Origin of the sequence: Streptosporangium sp. NPDC000396, assembly GCF_042898655.1 — a bacterium.
Lineage (GTDB): Bacteria > Actinomycetota > Actinomycetes > Streptosporangiales > Streptosporangiaceae > Streptosporangium.
This window is the reverse complement of sequence record NZ_JBIAZA010000029.1, coordinates 50,687-68,146: the sequence shown is the minus strand read 5'-3', so window position 1 is coordinate 68,146 and position 17,460 is coordinate 50,687. Positions and strand designations below refer to the sequence as shown.

Genomic DNA, 17,460 nt, shown 5'->3' with positions numbered 1-17,460 from the left:
AAGGGCGGGCCTGGGCCGTACGGCTAAGGGCGGGCCTGGGCCATACGGCTAAGGGTGAGCCTGAGGAGAAGACCCGTCCAAGGAGAGAGGCGGGCCGTTCCCCGCCGGTCAGGGCCGGCCGAGGGCGCGGTAGTGCCAGCCGGCGGCTCGCCAGGTCTCGGCGTCCAGGGCGTTGCGGCCGTCGACGATCTTGCGGGAGGCGACCACGGAGCCCAGGGTCTCGGGGTCCAGGGTGACGAACTCCTGCCATTCGGTCAGCAGCAGCACCACGTGCGCGCCGTGGGCGGCCTCCAGCGCCGAGGTGCCGTAGGCCAGCTCCGGGTGGGCGCGGCGGGCGTTGTCCTGGGCGGCGGGGTCGTAGACGGTGACCTGGCCGCCCTGGCGGCCGATGGTTGCCGCCACGTCCAGGGCGGGGGAGTCGCGGATGTCGTCGGAGTTGGGTTTGAACGCCGCGCCCAGCACCGCGACGGTGCATCCGTGGAAGGATCCGCCGACCAGGTCGCGGGCCAGGTCGACCATGCGGGCCCGGCGGCGCATGTTGATCGCGTCGACCTCGCGCAGGAAGGTCAGGGCCTGGTCGGCGCCGAGTTCTCCGGCGCGGGCCATGAACGCGCGGATGTCCTTGGGCAGGCAGCCGCCGCCGAAGCCCAGGCCGGGGTTGAGGAACTTGCCGCCGATGCGGTCGTCGAAGGACAGGGCCAGGGAGAGTTGTTTGACGTCGGCGTGGGCGGCCTCGCAGACCTCGGCCATGGCGTTGATGAAGGAGATCTTGGTGGCGAGGAAGGCGTTGGCGGCGACCTTGACGAGTTCGGCGGTGGGGTAGTCGGTGACGATCAGGGGGGTGCCGGCCTCAAGCATGGAGGCGTAGACCTCCCGCATGATTTTTTCGGCTTTTTCGGAGGCGGTGCCGAGGACGATCCGGTCGGGGTGCAGGGTGTCGGCGACGGCGAAGCCTTCGCGGAGGAATTCGGGGTTCCAGGCGAGTTCGGCGGCGGGGCCGACGGGGGCCAGGCGGGTGAGTTTGTCGGCCAGGCGGGCGGCGGTGCCGACCGGGACGGTGGACTTGCCGACCACCAGGCATTCGCGGTTCAGGTGGGGGGCCAGGGCTTCGATCGCGGCGTCGAGGTGGGAGACGTCGGCGCCGTATTCACCGGGTTTCTGGGGGGTGCCCAGGCAGAGGAAGTGGACGTCGCCGAACGCGGCGGCCTCCTCATAGGAGGTGGTGAAGCGCAGGCGGCCGTTGGCGAGGTTGCGGCGTAGAAGGTCTTGCAGGCCGGGTTCGTAGATGGGCAGGTCTCCGGCTTGGAGCCGGGCGATCTTTTCCGCGTCCACGTCGACGCCCAGGACGTCGAAGCCGAGTTCGGCCATGCACGCGGACGTGGTCGCACCCAGGTATCCGGTTCCCACCATCGTCAGGCGGTAGGTCACTGGCGTTCCTTTCGGTTCTGCCCAAATTCTGTGTCGTCAGGGTATCGGCATCCCACGGCTGCGCTTTTCCACCTGGACAAACAGGCAGCGATACATATCACAGGGGAGGGATCGGTCCACACTTTGTTGGACGTCCTACTATTTGCCCATGAGCTTCCCTCTCTACGCGCTGCCCGAAGAGCACGAGATGCTCCGGGAGACCGTTCGTGCCCTTGCCGACGAGAAAATCACCCCTCGTGCCGCCGAGGCCGACGAAACGGGGGAGTTCCCCTGGGACGTCTACAAGGCACTCGTCGCCGCGGAGCTGCATGCCGTTCACGTTCCCGAAACGTATGGCGGAGCGGGAGCGGACGCCCTCGCGACCGTCATCGTCATCGAGGAGGTGGCGCGGGCCTGTGCCTCGTCGTCGCTGATCCCCGCGGTCAACAAGCTCGGCACCGTCCCGCTGCTGCTGTCGGCCTCGGAGGAGCTCAAGCAGCGCTACCTCGCACCGGTCGCGCGAGGTGAGGCGATGTTCTCCTACGCGCTGTCCGAGGCGGAAGCGGGCAGCGACGCCGCCTCGATGAAGACCCGCGCGGTGGCCGACGGCGACCACTACGTGCTCAACGGCGCCAAGATGTGGATCACCAACGCCGGGGTGTCGGAGTACTACACGGTGATGGCCGTGACCGAGCCCGGTGCCGGTGCCAGGGGCATCTCCGCGTTCGTCGTGGAGAAGGACGACGAGGGCGTCAGCTTCGGCCCGAAGGAGAAGAAGCTCGGCATCAAGGGTTCTCCGACCCGCCAGGTCATCATGGAGAACGTCCGCATCCCGGCCTCCCGGATGATCGGCGAGCCCGGCACCGGCTTCAAGACCGCCCTGGCCACCTTGGACCACACGCGCATCACGATCGCCGCCCAGGCGCTCGGCATCGCCCAGGGCGCGCTGGACTACGCAGTGGGCTACGTCAAGGAGCGCAAGCAGTTCGGCAAGGCCATCGCCGAGTTCCAGGGTGTCCAGTTCATGCTCGCCGACATGGCGATGAAGCTGGAGGCGGCCCGGCAGCTCACCTACGCCGCCGCCGCCAAGTCCGAGCTGGCCATGCACGGCGAACCGCAGCGGGACCTCACGTTCTTCTCCAGCGCCGCCAAGTGCGCCGCCTCCGACGCGGCCATGGAGATCACCACCGACGCCGTCCAGCTCCTCGGCGGGTACGGCTACACCAGCGACTACCCGGTCGAGCGCATGATGCGCGACGCCAAGATCACCCAGATCTACGAGGGCACCAACCAGATCCAGCGCATGGTCATGGCCCGCCAGCTGCTCAAGTAGGGCTCTGAACAGCGGAAACCCGGTCCGGACGAGGCTCCCGGGCCGGGGCTCGCCCATACCGGGTGGATCTTCGGAGAGGCTCTGTTCCGTGAGAGTTCCGCAAGTCATGAACCAGGACGGTCGTGATCTATACGCGGATGATCGTGCATGCCACGATCACGCCTCATGGACGCGGATGCCTTCTGGGAGCTGATCGAGCGGTCCGGCCGGGAGGCCGACACCAAGGACGGGCGCCTGGCCTGGCTGGACGGGGAGCTCTCGCGGTGCTCGGCCGAAGAGATCGTCGACTTTGAGACGTGGTCGACCTCCGCCGCGAACCAGGGCTGCACCTGGGACATGTACGCGGCGTACTGGTCCGTCTTCGGCATGGGGTCGACCGATGGTTTCGAATACTTCGTGTACTGGCTCATGAGCTTGGGACGCGAGGCGTTCGAGCGGGTGACAGAGTGCCCGGACAGGGTGATCGAACTGTCTCAGGTCCTCCACGTGCTCAAGCTGCGCCGCACGAGGCTATAAAACTGACGATCATCGTTGACACCTGGGTCTCCGGCCACTACGGAGATCATCCATGTCGAACCCGAACCCCCGCTCGATCGTGAGGCCAAGCGGCGCCTGGCCGGCATCCGTCACGTCGAAGAGGTCTCCGGCCGGTCGCGGCCCGCGCCGCCCACGCGCTGAACCACCACGATGAGCCATCCGTAGCCGTCGAAGCTCATCACTGGGCACGGCCAGTCGGCCGACGTACGGACCACGGCTCGTGATCGTCAGGGCATGCCTCCGACGGGGATCTCCGGCCCCGAGGTGATCGCCACGTGCGGGCTGAACCGGTGGAGTGGCTGAGGTGGAATCCTGATCACGTCGCAACCATCGACCCAGGCGAGCCCAGCAGGCCGGCCCCTCCGCAGCAAGCCCGGCTGTACAGGCAGGACAACAGATGACCGAGGAACGGCGACCGGCCAAGGTGCACGCGAAGCCGGGCTTGACACTCCGGAACCGGCCCGCTGCCGCTCCGCGGTAAGTCGACGGCATACGAGGTGATCAGGAGAAAGCGAGCGGTTTACTCGGCAGCCTGAGCCCGTCTATCCTTTGAGGCATTTGTAATCTTGAAATGGGGTCGGGAGTGGGCGTCGAGGGTTGCGTTAGGTGAGACATCAGATTGATTCTGGCGCAATGCTGCGCGCAGCAGCGGTGCTATTGCTTCTGATTGTGTTGGGTATTTCTTGGAAGTCCCACGGGGAAGGAGAGATGCCTAAGCGACCTGATCATCTCCCCGCGTTGCCGGCCCTGGCACCTGTCACGGAGGTTTGGCCTGAAGCGGTCAGCATGGTGCCTGCTGAGCTTAAGGATGGCACCTGGCTGTGGCCGATTGGAGCGCTCAGCCGAGACGAGATACTCCTGATGGACGACAAGCGTCGTCCTGCGTTCCTCAGCTTCAATACGCGGACTAAGAATCAGCGTCTCCTGACACGGGCGCCCGAGTGGGCCTCATGCGGAGGATGCTTCGATGTCCAAGCAACTGCTATCGGCGCCGACCAGGTAGCCATAATCGTTAGAGGTTATGCCCCTGGTGCCTCCTATGGTGGGAAGCGGCATTATGAACTGTGGGCCATGCCTCGAACGGGTGGAGCGATGCGTATGGTCGCGCGCCTGCCCGAAAACGTTCAGGCCGAGAAAGCCTATATCGATGGGTTTCAGATCATCGGAGATGTCGCAGTTTGGGGGGGATATCGCGGTGACATTTGGAAGGTTCCGCTCGTTGGCGGGCATCCTGAGCAGATCCTTCCGGATGGAAGCGTCCAGGTGAGCACGTGGCCGTGGGCGTACGACGAGGGCGAGCGGACAGTGGTCAATCTAGACACCGGTCAGGAGATCAGGGTTGCCGGGGCGGACGACCTCAGTAGCCTCGCGTGCGGGCCTGCCTGGTGTGTGGGGGAGGAGCGGCGAGAGCTGTGGAAGGTTACGCAGGCGACGATGCTGCAGATTAACGGTGCCAATCGTCATTCGGTACCAGGGGATGCGCTCCGATTCAGGCCACCGATCCACAATCGGCTTGTGTTCCTCGGCATGCCCACCGTCATCGGTGACGACTCCATTCCCAGGACCTGGGGCGGATCGGCTTTAGGGCCGATCATCCAGCTCTACGACGTCTGCACTCGTCAGAACGCATTTCTCGGGTCCTCCAAGCTATTGAAGGCTGAGATGCCGTGGAATGTGATCAAGATGGGATCTCACGCGCCGGACGGCCCTATCGTGTACTGGCGAACCACCCAGAACCGGTTCGTCGTTGTGGACCTGGCTCGCATCGCGGCACAGCCTTGCTCAAGGTGAGGTGTCGACGGCAACTGACAGCGACGGTGACAGCGATGTCGGCCACCAGTGGCGCATTGCGGCAGCCGTACAACACCCATCTGACCTTGGGTGGAACCCAGCAAACAGGGTGAGTGCTCCGCCTGGCTCGAAAATCGGTGAATTAGTGGGCAGGCGGCAGCGAACATCGACCGGTGATTTCGGAACTGGTTTCGCAGAGCCGGCTGGGTCAGGCGGCTGGTCGCAGGGTGGCCTTCTTGCCGGTGAGGTGTTCGAGCTGGCGGACCAGGTCACGTTCACGGCGCTGGCCAGGCGGGATTGATAGAAGTCGGGCCCAAGGTCGATGAAGCGAGCCTCAGGGTTCGACAGCAGGTGCCAGATGACGGTCAGCACGGAATTACCGATGGCGACGATGGCGCTTTTTCGTCTCTTGGTCAGCACCGGGTTAGGTTGGACGGGTGGGGACCTATGGGGATCTACCGGCGGAACTGGTGACCGAGCGGCTGCGGTTACGGCGGTGGGTGCCGTCGGATGCCGAGGAGTACCGCGGGTTATGGCTTGAGCGCGATCCACGAGCGGTACGGCGGATCGACGCCGAGGGACGCCCGACGGTCGAGGACATCCGCGGCTGGCTCCTCAACAATCCGCTGGCGGCGGATCCAGGGCTCGGGTTGCTGCCGATCGAGCTGCGAGACACCGGTGAGTTCATTGGATACTGCGGATTGACTGTCGGCCAGGGATCTCTCGACGAACCTGAGATCGCGTACGAGCTGGCACAACGAGCTCACGGCCATGGTTACGCGACAGAAGCCGCCCGTGCGGTCATCGAAGCCGCGACTCGAACAGGACGTCGACGGCTCTGGGCGACCGTGCGGGAGTGGAACGCACCCTCGTTCCGCGTCCTCGAGAAGCTCGATTTCCACCGAAGCGACCGCATCACCGAGGACGCCGAACGCGGCAACACGATCTGGATGACGCGCGTACTCGACCCGAGATAGAGACGGACGTGAGCCCCGGCCGCGATCCACTCCTCGAAGAGCACCCTATTAAGGCCTGTTGCGAAAGGACTCGTAGTGCCTCAGGCGCGGGCAACCTATCCCTCGCCAGTCGGCCGTCATCTACCCGGGGAAAGGAGGCTTTCCAGCGTCCGTGGCAGTGGATACACCCGCTCTGCGGGGAATAGCCGCTGGGCTTGGGTAGCGTGCCCGGTTTGTGTCAATACCGCGGCCTTGCGGACCTGGGGGGTGAGGTCGGTGAGGCTGACGATCCAGTCGTCGGTGAATGTGCGGATCAGATTGCGGCCGATGCCGACCTGGATGCTGTAGTGGTTCAGTGCCGCTCCGCGCAACGAGCGTTCCGGGTCCCACTGGACATGTACGGCTGCCTGGGTCACAGCTGCCGGATCCGCGGTCGTGAGCACGGCCTGGGACAGAGCTTCCTCCCAGCCCTGCCGGGTTATCCGCACTGCGAGAACGCGCTCTTGACCGGGTTTGCGGGCCCAGTTGCTGCGATGCATGAGCCACAGGAATGAGGGCTTGATCCATGTCATCCTGTGGAATGAGAACGGCGCAACGAAGCGGCCCGCTCGCAGCGCTGCGTCGGCTATGGCAGGCGCGTATGCCTGGTAGACCACGATCGTGTCAGCATCGTAGTCTGCGCGAATCTGGTACTGGGGTGCCATGCGTTGCACCCTGCCATCCGGTGCACTCGCATCGCGAAGCTTTTTCCCCGCCCTCGGCCGAAGCGAATGTGCTGGTCATAGCCACTCGTTGATGGCTGCTACGAGGACGGTCGCCTCGTAGCGGACCGCGAGCTTGTCGTATCTGGTGGCCACGGCACGGTGCCTTTTGAGGCGGTTGATGCCGCACTCCACCGCCTGCCGAGCCTTGTAATCCTCCGGATCGAACTTCGGCGGACGACCGCCCCTGGATCCGAGTTTCTTGCGGTTGCGGGCCTGGTCGGCCTTGTCCGGAATCGTGCAGCGGATGCCGCGTCGGCGCAGGTAAGCACGGTTCTTACGGGAAGTGTATGCCTTGTCGGCACGCACCCGCCCGGGCCGGGTGCGCGGTCGGCCGGGCCCGAGGCGGGGCGCCCGGATACGGCCCAGAACGGCCTCGGACTGCGGGGCGTCGCCACGCAGCCCGGCCGTGATCACGATCGACATTGGCTTCTGGCCCTGCTCGACAGCCAAGTGCAGTTCGGTGGTCAGGCCGCCGCGCGAGCGCCCAAGCCCATGATCGTCCGGTTCGACGGCGACCCCGCCGGGCGGCTCCTTCTGCAGGTCCCCCTTTTTCGCGCTCCGGCAGCGTGTTGGTGGGCTCGGCATACCGTGGAGTCGATGTCGATGTCCCAGGTGATCAGATCCTTAGCGTCTGCACGGGCCTGAAGCTGCTCGAAAATGCGATGCCAAGTGCCGTCCCGCTGCCAGCGCCGGAACAAGTCGTACACCCGACCCCACGGCTCATACTCCTCAGGCATGTCCCGCCACGGGATGCCGGTGCGGACCCGGAACCGTATGCCGTCGATCAATGCCGCCGAGGCCATACCGGCGGCCGACCGGGCTTCTTGTTCTTTGACAACAGCGGCCCCAGCACCGCCCACTGCTCGTCCGTCAGATCCCCACGCGCCACAAACCGTGATCTTCCCACGGCCAAGATCCACTTTCGACACACGCTGACTCGTTCAGCCCACGCCGGTAAGCGAACCCGAGAATGCCCTTTGTCAGCAGGAAGGGGCAGGACCAAGCGATTCGATCCAGGACGCGAAGTCCGCGGACACGACGTCGAAGTCCGCAGGCTCCAGATCGCCCAGGCCGGAGGAGAACACGGCGGAGTCCGGGGCATCGGCACGCAGGAGGAATCCGCGGCCACCACTGTCATCGCCGACGAGGAGGAATCCTGGTGCATACTGCGCGACTTCGTAAGTGGCGTTGCGTTCACCGATGTCCCCTGCCGAGTACACCGCGACACCGGATTCTGTGTGAAGGCCGTCCCTCACGCTCCACAGTGCCACCAGCGGAGCTGGAAGGCTCATCGCCGTCTCGGCCCGCGCCCGCATCACATCGTCCGGCGTTGCCGCCGCCGGCCTCGAAACCGACCCCGCCACCCTGCACCCCTCCCAACAGACTCCGGCCGCCCTGACAAGCGGCGGCACAGCCACTCCCACCAGGACCGCTCCCAAGCAAACCACTACAACCGGCCGACGGCGGCCCCAACATGATCACGATCTACGGCTGAAGTACTACGGAGAACGCATGCTGGACACGTCCTCACCGTCACATGTGTCACTGCGGGCCTTGATGGCGGCGAGCCGGGCAGACCACTCGCGTTCGGCGATGACGAGGCCGCCCTCCAGCGTCTCGACGAGCAACGTCCGGCTCACCGACACCACCGTTGGCTCACGCCGGGCTTCGGTGCCCCAGGCAGGACCGCCTCCATCGCGTACCCGACAGGCGAGGTGCACCCGGTCCCCGTCAGGGAACGCGAACGCTGTCACCTCGTCGGTGCACTCCCCCCACTCCAGGAACACATACCGTGCGAGTGCCGCCTCGGCCCCAGGTGAGGCCCCGGTGCTGGCGTCGTCGTACATCCAGCTCTCGGCAATGCGGAAGGACTCAGACGGCGAGGTGAACCCCACCGGCGGCGCAGTCGGCGTGCGAAAGCGGCTGAGCTCGTCCTTGAGCTTCTTGACCAGTAGTGGCGGATAGAACGCGTTGTCCCACGTGTTCACATGGAGCCCTCCGACGAAGACGTCGACGCACAGCAGCCCCGGGTCCTGTTCGACGTGGAACTCCAAACCGAATCCGGTCCGCGACCCGAACAACATGGCGACCTCCTCAGCCCTGGCGCGACACCCATCACGGCCCAACCCTATTGATCCACTTTCGATAAACGGCCTAGGTGATCTTGCTAACGCGGTTGCTGACAACGACCCCGAACAGCCGTGGACACTGGTGGACCGGGATCTTGGCGAACAGGCCGCCGACCAGGGCCGGAGGGATGGCAACGGACGCCGTTGGACAGTCATAGAGAATCTCGTAATGAAGTGGTCTTGTGGCTTTACAGTGGGCGCTCAGCGATCAGCGCATATGACGGCGCATGAGTTCTGCCTTCGTAGGGGCGCACCGGCGGCTAGAGCTGTTCGGGCGAGGTCTCGAAGGCGTCTGTGACGGAGACGGTTGTGAGCGCCCCGGCTAATTGATGCATGGAGGAGACGGCGACCGAACCGCCGACGTTGGCGAGATGCTTGCGGTTGGCGTGTTTGCTGACCACACCGATCGCCTGGACACCGGCCTCTGCCGCTACGGACATTCCGTGAGGGGACAGGCTGACCAGCGTGCAGTTGGACGGTTCCGCGTCGAGTGCTTTCACCGCCTGCCGCGCGAGGGCGACACCCGGCTCCTGCGAAGAGGGCCGCTGCTCACGTCCGATGATCGGTCCCACCAGGTGTCGCAGATCGTGCGCATGGAGGTAGGCCTCCATGGCGGCCGAGGAGGTGTCGCCCACCACCGCGACGCGCCTGCCGCTTGCCTGGCAGGCCTGCAGCACCTCGTCCGTCCCCGGGGTGGGCACGGCCGTCAGGGCGGCCGCCATCTCGGCGTCTCGTACGGTTTTCTCGGCTTCGATCCCGTGGTCCCGGCTGACACCGTGGGCGTAGGCCAGCATCCACAGTGGGTCGGTCGCGATGGCGGTCAGGAGCGACATCCTGTGCCCCTGGGCGAAGAGCCGGTCACGGATGCCGTAGGCGATCGCCGCGGTGTCCACGCCGGAGAAAAGATCGCAGGTCGTGCCGTCGAAGACGAACAGCACGGCGCGGGTCCGCTCCAGGACACGGGCGACATGGGGGCGTACCCTCGTGCTCGTCAACCGGAATCCTCCTGATCATGGCGTCACGACCGATCGTAGGCGTTGCCTACAGCCCGAGGGCCGACGGAGCGGTGTGCGGCGACAACGCCTTAGATGATCACATGTCGCCGGCCTGCGACAACCGTCTGATCGTGGCAGGGCTCCAGGGATGAGCTACCTGTCCTTTTGCGCGTCGGGTGGTCAGGTGTCGTAGGAGCCGTCCCAGGGTTCGTAGAAGCCGAGGTCGTCCGGGTAGAGCTCGGCGTGTTCGGTGCCTTCGAAGGTCTCGATGACGAGGCCGAACAGCGCGCCGTCGAACTCGTGGCGGAAGGGGCGGATGGCGATGTCGTCGAAAGAAAATGAGCAAGTGTGAGGTGTCTCTGAACAGGTCTTTCTGACGCCGCTAGACGTCCGTGGACGATCTCGAACTGGCTACGGATCAGAAGGCGTCCGGCTGGTGTTCTGTTTGTCCCGGCTCCAGATTTCGGTGCACCGAGGGAGGTCCTTGATGCCTCCGCCTTCAGGGATCATGCCCCAGAGGAAGGGGGTCAGGTACTGAGGCGGTTCGCCCAAGAGGACGGCCAGGTCGTCCTCGGTGACGGTGAGGGTGAATGCCGAGCCTGGTTGCCCGGGGTGCCATCCCTGTTCGAGGGCTCGCCGGATGCACCCGGCGACGAGGACGGGGCGGACCGGGATCGCCCGTTCTCCGAGCCAGTTGTCCGGCCGGGCGCAGGGAAGTGACACCACGAGAACACGCCCCGGCTCATCGGCCCGCTCAACGGTGACGGTGAGGGGACTCCAGCCGTTGCCCTGGCGGTAGGTGGGCCTGTGCCGGATCCGCCAGCGGAAGGCGGTGCCGTCGACGGTGATGAGCCGTGACCCCTTCCTGGGCATCGTCACGGGCGCCTCCAGGCTTCTGCTCTGTCCGTGGGAGTACCAAAAGCAGCGAGAAATGACGCGACGTCCGCAAACGTAACCGCTGCTCATCCCCATGATCGAGTTGTTTTCGCAGGTGGCCTGATCACACATCGGAGATCACCCAGATCTACGAGGGCACCAACCAGGTCCAGCGCATGGTCATGGCCCGTCAGCTTCTGAAACAGCGCTCTGATCGGTGAGACCCCACTGCGGTGGGAATTCCGCTGAGCTCATTACCTTAGGGGCCGATCCGGGATGTTAGGGGTGGAGCGGTCGCCGATGCCCGAGTCATCGTGGAACCGGCATTCCACCCCATTCCGCGGAGAGGCCATGAGGCACGCCGTCGTCATCGGAGCCAGCATCTCCGGTCTGCTGGCCGCCGCCGCGCTCAGCAGGATCGCCGAGCGGGTCACCGTACTGGACAGGGACGAGTTGCCCGAGGAGGACGTTCACCGCCGCGGTACGGCGCAGAGCCGGCATGCTCACGGCCTCCTGGCCCGGGGTCTGGAGGTCATGGAACTGCTGCTGCCCGGTCTTACCGCCGAACTGATGGCCCGTGGGGCGTTCGACGGAGATCTGCAGGCCGACTGCCGGTGGATCAACGAGGGGCGCCGCCTGGCCCCGGCGCCGGGCGACATGCCCGGACTCCTGGTCAGCCGCCTGCTCCTGGAGGGCCAGATCCGGCGACGAGTGGCCGGGCTCCCCAGGGTGGAGGTGATCGGCGAGAGCCAGGTCTTCGACCTCACCCGCAGCGGCGACCGGGTCACCGGTGTCCGTCTCGTCTCCGATGAGACGATCAGCGCCGACCTGGTCGTCGACGCGTCAGGCCGAGGCTCACGCGCCCCGTCCTGGCTGGGCCGACTCGGCTTCCCCGTGCCCGAGGAGGATCGGGTCGAGATCGACCTGACCTACACCACTCGGGTGTTTCGCCGGAGTGCCGGCGACCTGGCCGGGGACCCGGTGGTCATCATGGCCGCGACCCGGGCGATCCCTCGTGCCGGGGTGGCGCTGGCCATGGAGGGTGACCGGTGGATCGTCACCATCGGTGGGTACGGCGACGCGCCACCGTCCGACTACGAGGGCTTCGTCGCCTACGCGAAGTCCCTGCCTGCGCCCGACATCCATGAGCTGGTCGCCTCGGCCGAGCCGCTCGACGAGGGGTGCCACCACCGTACGCCGGCCAGCGTGCGGCGGCGGTACGAGCGGCTGTCCCGCTTTCCCCGCGGCCTGGCGGTCGTGGGCGACGCGGTGTGTGCCTTCAACCCGATCTACGGCCAAGGCATGAGCGTGGCCGCGGTGGAGGCGCTGAGGCTGGGGGAGTGGGCAGGTCGGGAACGGCCGGCGGGCGAGCTGTTCCGGTCGATCGCCCGGGTGGTCGACGGGCCGTGGGACGTCGTGGTCAGCGGTGATTTGCGGCTGCCCGGAGTCCGCGGGCGGCGAACATCCAAGATCAGGATGATCAACGCCTACCTGGAGCGCTTCCACCGCGCCGCCGAGCACGACGTCGAGCTCGGCCGTCGCTTCCTGCGCGTGGCCAACCTCATCGACCCTCCGTCGGCTCTCCTGCGACCGGCCTGCCTGCTCCGCGTGTTCCGCGGCGCCGGCGCTGGCAGCGCGGGCGGCTCCGGCAGGGCCGGCGCGGATCGTCGAAACCCCGGAGCAGGCAGGGCGCAACAGCGATCAGGCGCCGGCGCCGCCTGATCGGCCGGCGCGGCGACGCCCGCGCTCAGCGTCGAGACCTTCCAGCTCCTCGATCGCTGCCGCGCGCTCGTCGTCGCTGACCGGGCCGTATTCTTCCTCCAGCCAGTTCACCGGTTCCAGCAACCGATCCCGGTCACGCTTGAAGCGCAGCGCCCCGATGACGTATGCCGACAGACCTCGCTCTGCCGCATCCACGCGAATCTCGTCATGGAGCTCCTCGGGGATCGTCACCGTCACCTTCTTGGTCGCCATACAAGAGATCATGCTCAAATATCAGGTTCCTTGGATGGGACTTTCCTTGAACGGCGTGCTACCGCGAGGTGGAGGCGATCGCGCGCATCACGTCGGGCTTGTTGGTGATGATGCCGTCCACCCCATAGGAGACCAGGCGGCGTGCGACGTCCAGGTCGTCCACGGTCCAGGTGAAGACCTCCATGCGGTGGGAGTGGACGCGCCGGACGTACTCCGGGGTGACATCGTCGTGCGGCGGGTTGATCTGGCTGGCGAAGTCCGCCAGTTCCGGGAGTTCCCCGGCCGTCGGCGTGCCGAGCAGACCGATCGGGATCTGGGGCATGAGCCGGTGGAACGTGCGCATCGAGTTCCAGCTGAACGACTGCACGATGAGCCGGCCAGGGCTCAGCCACGAGGGGTTGCGCCGCAGTTCGTCGGCGACGCGGGTCTCGATGCCCCGGTAGAGCTGCGGAGCCTTGATCTCCAGCAGCAGGCCGAGCCGGCCTCCGCTCATCGCGCGCAGCGTTTCTCCGAGCGTGGGCACCGGTTCGCCCTTGTATTTCGAGGCGAACCACGAGCCCGCGTCCAGCTTGCGGATTTCCGCGAGCGTGAGGTCGCCGACCCGCCAGGGGGCCTGGTCCGGGAAGACCTTCTCGACGTTGGTGGTGCGGGCCAGGGTCGTGTCGTGCATCAGGACCAGTTCGTGGTCCCTGGTCTCCTGGACGTCGAGCTCGAACATGTCGGCGTGCTGCTCGCGTGCCAGTTCGAAGGCCGCGATGGTGTTCTCCGGCGCGTACGCGGACGCTCCGCGATGGGCGACATCGGTGATCGTCGATGGAGGGGCGGCGGTCGCCGGGGGAGCGAGCGCCGCCAGGGCCGTCAGCGTGGTCGTGATGATGAGGCCGAGTCGTCGGAACATGGGTCTCCTCGGGCGTGGGAGGCGGCCTACGACTCGAAGTTGACGACCACATATGACGTTGAGTTGATAGGCGGGTAACTCGCTGGTGCCGAACGGATGAGCATTCGATCCAGACCCCGGCGCCCATGGCGGCCGGGGCCGTGCTCGCCACAGTGACGAAGATCGCGGCCATGCCGATCATCTGTCCGGACGGCCGGAGATGCGGGAGACGCGTGTTGTGGCGGAGCGGCCGTACAGGCCCCCTCGGTCGCCATGAACCCCCTATTCCAGGGCGCTGCCGAGGTTCGGACAGGATTCCAGGTCGATGCACAGGTGGTGGAGGGAGGCGGGGAACGCGTCGAGCTCGCCGTCCGTTGCCTCAAGGCGGTACATGATCGGCAACGCCGACGTCATCAGATGGATGAGCTCGGCGGCAGCGGTGGCGTCACTGAGCGAGTCCCATGACACGTAGCCGTTGCCCACACGTGCGTGTGCCATCCCGCTGGAGAGCTCGGCCGCCGCGTCGGTCATCATCGTGCGACAGACGGCGACCAGATCGAACCGTCGATCGATCGTCGGAAGACCGGCGGCGTCCTGGGGAAGCTCGTCGCGTGATTCGGGCAGGGGCACCAGGGGCACCAGGGGTGTCATGCGGAGATTCTGTCCCACCCGTGCAGCGGCCATGGGAGATATCAGAACATCATTCTTGAGCTCTGGGCGGGAGGTCTGACCGTGCTGGTCCGTCCGGACCGGCGCCCGGAGTTGTCACATCATCGGCCGCACCGGGTGCTCAGGCGGCGGAGTCGAGGGCTTCGCGCAGGCTGCCGCAGGTCTCGAAGTGCGAGTCGAGATTGGTGATCGTCAGAAGGTGGGTGATCATTCCAGGGCTCACCACCAGTATGAGGCGGCCATGAGTGTCCTTGATCCTCGCAAGCGCCTCCAGCAGGACACCCAGGCCCACGGAGTCGCAGAACGGCACCCCGGTCAGATCCATCACCAGGCACGGATGTCCCGGAACCTCAAGGGCGCGGTCCACCTCCGCGCGGAGCCGAGGGGCGGCCGTCATGTCCAGATCACCGGCCACCCGCACCACCTCGCACGGGTCCCTGTGCCATCTTTGAACATCAAATTTCGGAGTCACGATCGTCACCTCCGTGCAGGTTTACCTGCCCTTACAGGTGACTGTTATGCGCCCGGTTCACTTTTTGCAGATGTTCTCGGTCGCGGTTTTGGCCGTCGGCAGAGACGTCGAGGTGGGGGTCTGCGTCGGCTTGGGAGTTTCCTCCACGGTGACCTTCTTGGCTCCCGGATACTTCCGGCCGACGATCACTTCGACCCGGTCGCCGATGCCGTCCACCTGGCGCACCTCCGCCCCGGGCAGCGCGGCGGCAAGGGTCCGCGCCGAGTCTTCGCGGCCCGGGCCGTACCGGATGACCGTCTTCTCGTGGTCGCGCTCGCGGGTGTCGCCGGCGGCCTCGGGCACCAGGAACCCGGCCTTCTGCAGGTCGGCTCTCGTCCGCGAGCCGAGGCCGGTGATCAGGGTGCCGTTGAGCACCCTGACGGCGATCCGTGAGGGCGGCACGGTCAGCGCGGTGGCCGAGGCGGAGGGGGACGGCGTCGGCGCCGGTGTCGACGGTGTCACGCTCGCCGTGGGCTTGGCGGGCTTGATGAGCTGCTCGTCGGCGGCGATCCGGCGGAACAGGTCCTTGGCCCCCTCCTTGTCCCAGAGCACGGCAGACTCGCCGGTCGGGGTCTTGTAGTCGACGTCGGCGAGCGGGACCGTGGCGAAGGCCACGTCGTCGGTGGAGATGGCCTTGAGCTGATTGGCCAGGCCGAGCAGGTTCTTGCGGAGCGGGTCGTCCACGCGCAGCGTGCCGAGGGTGGTGTTGACGAACGCGGCGAGCTTGGCGGGGTTGGTCAGCGTGTCGCTGCTCAGGGCCCGGTGCAGCAGGGCCGAGATGACCTGCTGCTGACGGTCGATGCGGTCCAGGTCGGAGCGGGCGGTGGCCCGGGTGCGGGCGTAGGCGAGGGCCTTGACACCGTCGAGGGAGTAGGTGCCGGGCTGGAGTGTGAGCGCGGTCTTCGGGTCGTTGATCGCGACCGGGGTGCAGACCGAGACGCCGTCGAGCGCGTCGACGACGTCGATGAAGCCGAGCACGTTGACCTCGACGTAGTGGTTGATGGTCAGCCCGGTGGCGTTCTGTACGGCGCGCACGGCGAGCTTGGGGCCGCCGAGTTGGTAGGCGGCATTGATCTTGTGCATGCCCTGGCCGGGAATCGTCGTCCAGGTGTCGCGGGGAAGGCTGACCACCGTGACCTTCTTGTGATCCTCGGACAGGTGGACCACCATCATGGTGTCGGTGCGCTCACCGGACTCGCGGCCCAGTTTGAGCTGGTTCTGCTGCTTGCGGGTGAGGTTGTCGCGCTTGTCCACGCCGACGACGAGGATGTTCATCGCGCCCGTGGACTGCGACCCCGGCACGCCCGCGTCGACCGACTGGATCGTGAGCTCCGCGTAGTTCGTCAGCGACCACGACACCCCGGAGCCGCCCAGCACCAGGCAGGACAGCGCGCCGGCGATGACCAGGCCGCGGCGCCGGGAGCGAGCTCCCCTGACGGACCTGCGGTCACGTCTGGGATTCACCCGGACCTTGCCGTAGGCGTCACCGCCCACCTGCACACCCGAGTCCTCGTCTTCCGGGTCGCGCATGCGTGGCCCCCTAGGCTTCGGCTGGGTCGATGAGGTACCCGTTCGTACAGTAGCGTGAGCGACGCCATGAAGCAGTTCCCCGACTCGCCCGCGCCGGCGTCGTCTCCCGAGACGCGTGTCTGGCCGCCCATCTCCATCGTCATCCCGGTGCTGAACGAGGAGCGCCATCTGCGGGAGGCGGTGCGGCAGGTTCTGTCGCAGCGATACGCAGGACCGATCGAGGTCGTGCTCGCGATCGGCCCCTCCCGGGATCGCACCCAGGAGGTCGCGGACGCGATAGCGGCCGAAGATCCCCGGGTGACGGTGGTCCCGAACCCGACCGGACGCACCCCCAACGCCCTCAACGCCGCCATCCGCGCGTCCCGTAACGGGATCATCGCCCGGGTCGACGGCCACGCCATGCTCCCGGAGGACTATCTCCAGGTCGCGGTGGAGACCCTGGAGGAGACCGGTGCCGACAACGTCGGCGGCATCATGGCCGCCGAGGGTGTCACGCCGTTCGAGCAGGCCGTCGCCCGCGCCATGACCTCCAAGATCGGTGTGGGCGGGGCCCGGTTCCACACCGGCGGCACCGCCGGGCCGGCCGACACGGTCTACCTCGGCGTGTTCCGCCGTGAGGCCCTGGACCGGGTCGGCGGCTACGACGAGCACTTCCAGCGGGCCCAGGACTGGGAGATGAACCACCGCATCCGCGAGACGGGCGGCCTGGTCTGGTTCCAGCCCCGGATGCGCGTCTCCTACCGGCCGAGGCCGAACATCAGTGCCCTCGCCAAGCAGTACTTCCACTACGGCCGCTGGCGGAGAGTGGTCGCCCGCACCCACGAGGGCACGATCAACCTGCGCTACCTGGCGCCCCCGATGGCCGTGCTGGCCATTCTCGCCGGGCTGCTCGTCTCCCCGTTCTTCTGGCCGGGCCTGCTGATCCCGGGTGGCTACGTGGTGGCGATCCTGGCCGGTTCGGCGGTGACCGGCAGCGGCCTGCCCGCCGCCGCGCTCGTCCGGCTGCCGCTGGCCTACGCCACCATGCACATGTCATGGGGCTGGGGTTTCCTCACGAGCCCGAAGAGCCTCGCCAGGCCCCCGAAGACGCACGGCTGACCCGACCGCGCCG

17 protein-coding genes and 1 pseudogene are annotated in these 17,460 nt (G+C 66.6%); 6 read left to right on the top strand and 12 right to left on the bottom strand.

Annotation, left to right across the window (positions count from 1 at the left end):
* Positions 1-108 precede the first annotated feature (108 nt).
* The gene (locus ACFY2X_RS35885) at positions 109-1,410 is read right to left on the bottom strand and encodes a UDP-glucose dehydrogenase family protein (protein WP_389947526.1); all 1,302 of its coding nucleotides are present in this window, start codon (positions 1,408-1,410) and stop codon (positions 109-111) included.
* A gap of 166 nt (positions 1,411-1,576) precedes the next feature.
* Between ACFY2X_RS35885 and ACFY2X_RS35880 the strand changes: the two genes are divergently transcribed.
* From ACFY2X_RS35880 to ACFY2X_RS35865, 4 genes are all read left to right on the top strand, one after another.
* Complete coding sequence (locus ACFY2X_RS35880) at positions 1,577-2,740, top strand: acyl-CoA dehydrogenase family protein (protein WP_389947415.1); 1,164 nt, start codon at positions 1,577-1,579, stop codon at positions 2,738-2,740.
* 165 nt (positions 2,741-2,905) lie between these two features.
* Positions 2,906-3,256 (top strand): DUF4240 domain-containing protein, encoded by a 351-nt coding sequence (locus tag ACFY2X_RS35875; RefSeq protein WP_389947413.1) that lies wholly within the window; start codon positions 2,906-2,908, stop codon positions 3,254-3,256.
* Positions 3,257-4,375: 1,119 nt separating this feature from the next.
* Positions 4,376-5,068 (top strand): hypothetical protein, encoded by a 693-nt coding sequence (locus ACFY2X_RS35870; RefSeq protein ID WP_389947411.1) that lies wholly within the window; start codon positions 4,376-4,378, stop codon positions 5,066-5,068.
* A 437-nt stretch (positions 5,069-5,505) separates the two neighbouring features.
* The gene (locus ACFY2X_RS35865; protein WP_389947409.1) at positions 5,506-6,045 is read left to right on the top strand and encodes a GNAT family N-acetyltransferase; all 540 of its coding nucleotides are present in this window, start codon (positions 5,506-5,508) and stop codon (positions 6,043-6,045) included.
* Between the two features lie 116 nt (positions 6,046-6,161).
* Here the strand turns inward: ACFY2X_RS35865 and ACFY2X_RS35860 are convergent, their stop codons facing one another.
* From ACFY2X_RS35860 to ACFY2X_RS35835, 6 genes and pseudogenes are all read right to left on the bottom strand, one after another.
* Entirely contained in the window at positions 6,162-6,728 is a 567-nt protein-coding gene (locus ACFY2X_RS35860; protein WP_389947407.1) for a DUF4291 domain-containing protein, read from the bottom strand.
* A gap of 75 nt (positions 6,729-6,803) precedes the next feature.
* Positions 6,804-7,677: pseudogene (locus ACFY2X_RS35855) on the bottom strand (IS5 family transposase).
* 91 nt (positions 7,678-7,768) lie between these two features.
* Positions 7,769-8,152: a hypothetical protein gene (locus ACFY2X_RS35850; RefSeq protein WP_389947405.1), complete on the bottom strand. Its 384-nt coding sequence runs from the start codon at positions 8,150-8,152 to the stop codon at positions 7,769-7,771.
* A gap of 135 nt (positions 8,153-8,287) precedes the next feature.
* Positions 8,288-8,872 carry a hypothetical protein gene (locus ACFY2X_RS35845; RefSeq protein WP_389947404.1) on the bottom strand — a complete coding sequence of 195 codons (585 nt, stop codon included), beginning with the start codon at positions 8,870-8,872 and terminating at the stop codon, positions 8,288-8,290.
* 305 nt (positions 8,873-9,177) lie between these two features.
* Positions 9,178-9,912: an HAD family hydrolase gene (locus ACFY2X_RS35840; RefSeq protein WP_389947402.1), complete on the bottom strand. Its 735-nt coding sequence runs from the start codon at positions 9,910-9,912 to the stop codon at positions 9,178-9,180.
* Positions 9,913-10,323: 411 nt separating this feature from the next.
* Entirely contained in the window at positions 10,324-10,791 is a 468-nt protein-coding gene (locus ACFY2X_RS35835; protein WP_389947400.1) for a hypothetical protein, read from the bottom strand.
* A 348-nt stretch (positions 10,792-11,139) separates the two neighbouring features.
* On the opposite strand from ACFY2X_RS35835, the gene ACFY2X_RS35830 reads away from it, so the two are divergent.
* Positions 11,140-12,510: an FAD-dependent oxidoreductase gene (locus tag ACFY2X_RS35830; protein WP_389947398.1), complete on the top strand. Its 1,371-nt coding sequence runs from the start codon at positions 11,140-11,142 to the stop codon at positions 12,508-12,510.
* Here ACFY2X_RS35830 and ACFY2X_RS35825 read toward each other — a convergent pair.
* The 5 genes from ACFY2X_RS35825 to ACFY2X_RS35805 form a co-directional block, all read right to left on the bottom strand.
* Positions 12,490-12,762, bottom strand: a complete 273-nt coding sequence (locus ACFY2X_RS35825; RefSeq protein ID WP_389947396.1) for a CopG family transcriptional regulator — start codon at positions 12,760-12,762, stop codon at positions 12,490-12,492. The genes ACFY2X_RS35830 and ACFY2X_RS35825 overlap by 21 nt on opposite strands.
* 58 nt (positions 12,763-12,820) lie before the next feature.
* The gene (locus tag ACFY2X_RS35820; RefSeq protein ID WP_389947394.1) at positions 12,821-13,660 is read right to left on the bottom strand and encodes a glycerophosphodiester phosphodiesterase; all 840 of its coding nucleotides are present in this window, start codon (positions 13,658-13,660) and stop codon (positions 12,821-12,823) included.
* 261 nt (positions 13,661-13,921) lie between these two features.
* The gene (locus tag ACFY2X_RS35815) at positions 13,922-14,290 is read right to left on the bottom strand and encodes a hypothetical protein (protein ID WP_389947392.1); all 369 of its coding nucleotides are present in this window, start codon (positions 14,288-14,290) and stop codon (positions 13,922-13,924) included.
* A 139-nt stretch (positions 14,291-14,429) separates the two neighbouring features.
* Complete coding sequence (locus ACFY2X_RS35810; protein WP_389947390.1) at positions 14,430-14,780, bottom strand: STAS domain-containing protein; 351 nt, start codon at positions 14,778-14,780, stop codon at positions 14,430-14,432.
* Between the two features lie 57 nt (positions 14,781-14,837).
* Positions 14,838-16,349 (bottom strand): LCP family protein, encoded by a 1,512-nt coding sequence (locus tag ACFY2X_RS35805; RefSeq protein WP_389947389.1) that lies wholly within the window; start codon positions 16,347-16,349, stop codon positions 14,838-14,840.
* 66 nt (positions 16,350-16,415) lie between these two features.
* Here ACFY2X_RS35805 and ACFY2X_RS35800 point away from each other — a divergent pair, with 66 nt between their 5' ends.
* Positions 16,416-17,447 carry a glycosyltransferase family 2 protein gene (locus ACFY2X_RS35800; protein WP_389947524.1) on the top strand — a complete coding sequence of 344 codons (1,032 nt, stop codon included), beginning with the start codon at positions 16,416-16,418 and terminating at the stop codon, positions 17,445-17,447.
* Positions 17,448-17,460: the final 13 nt, after the last annotated feature.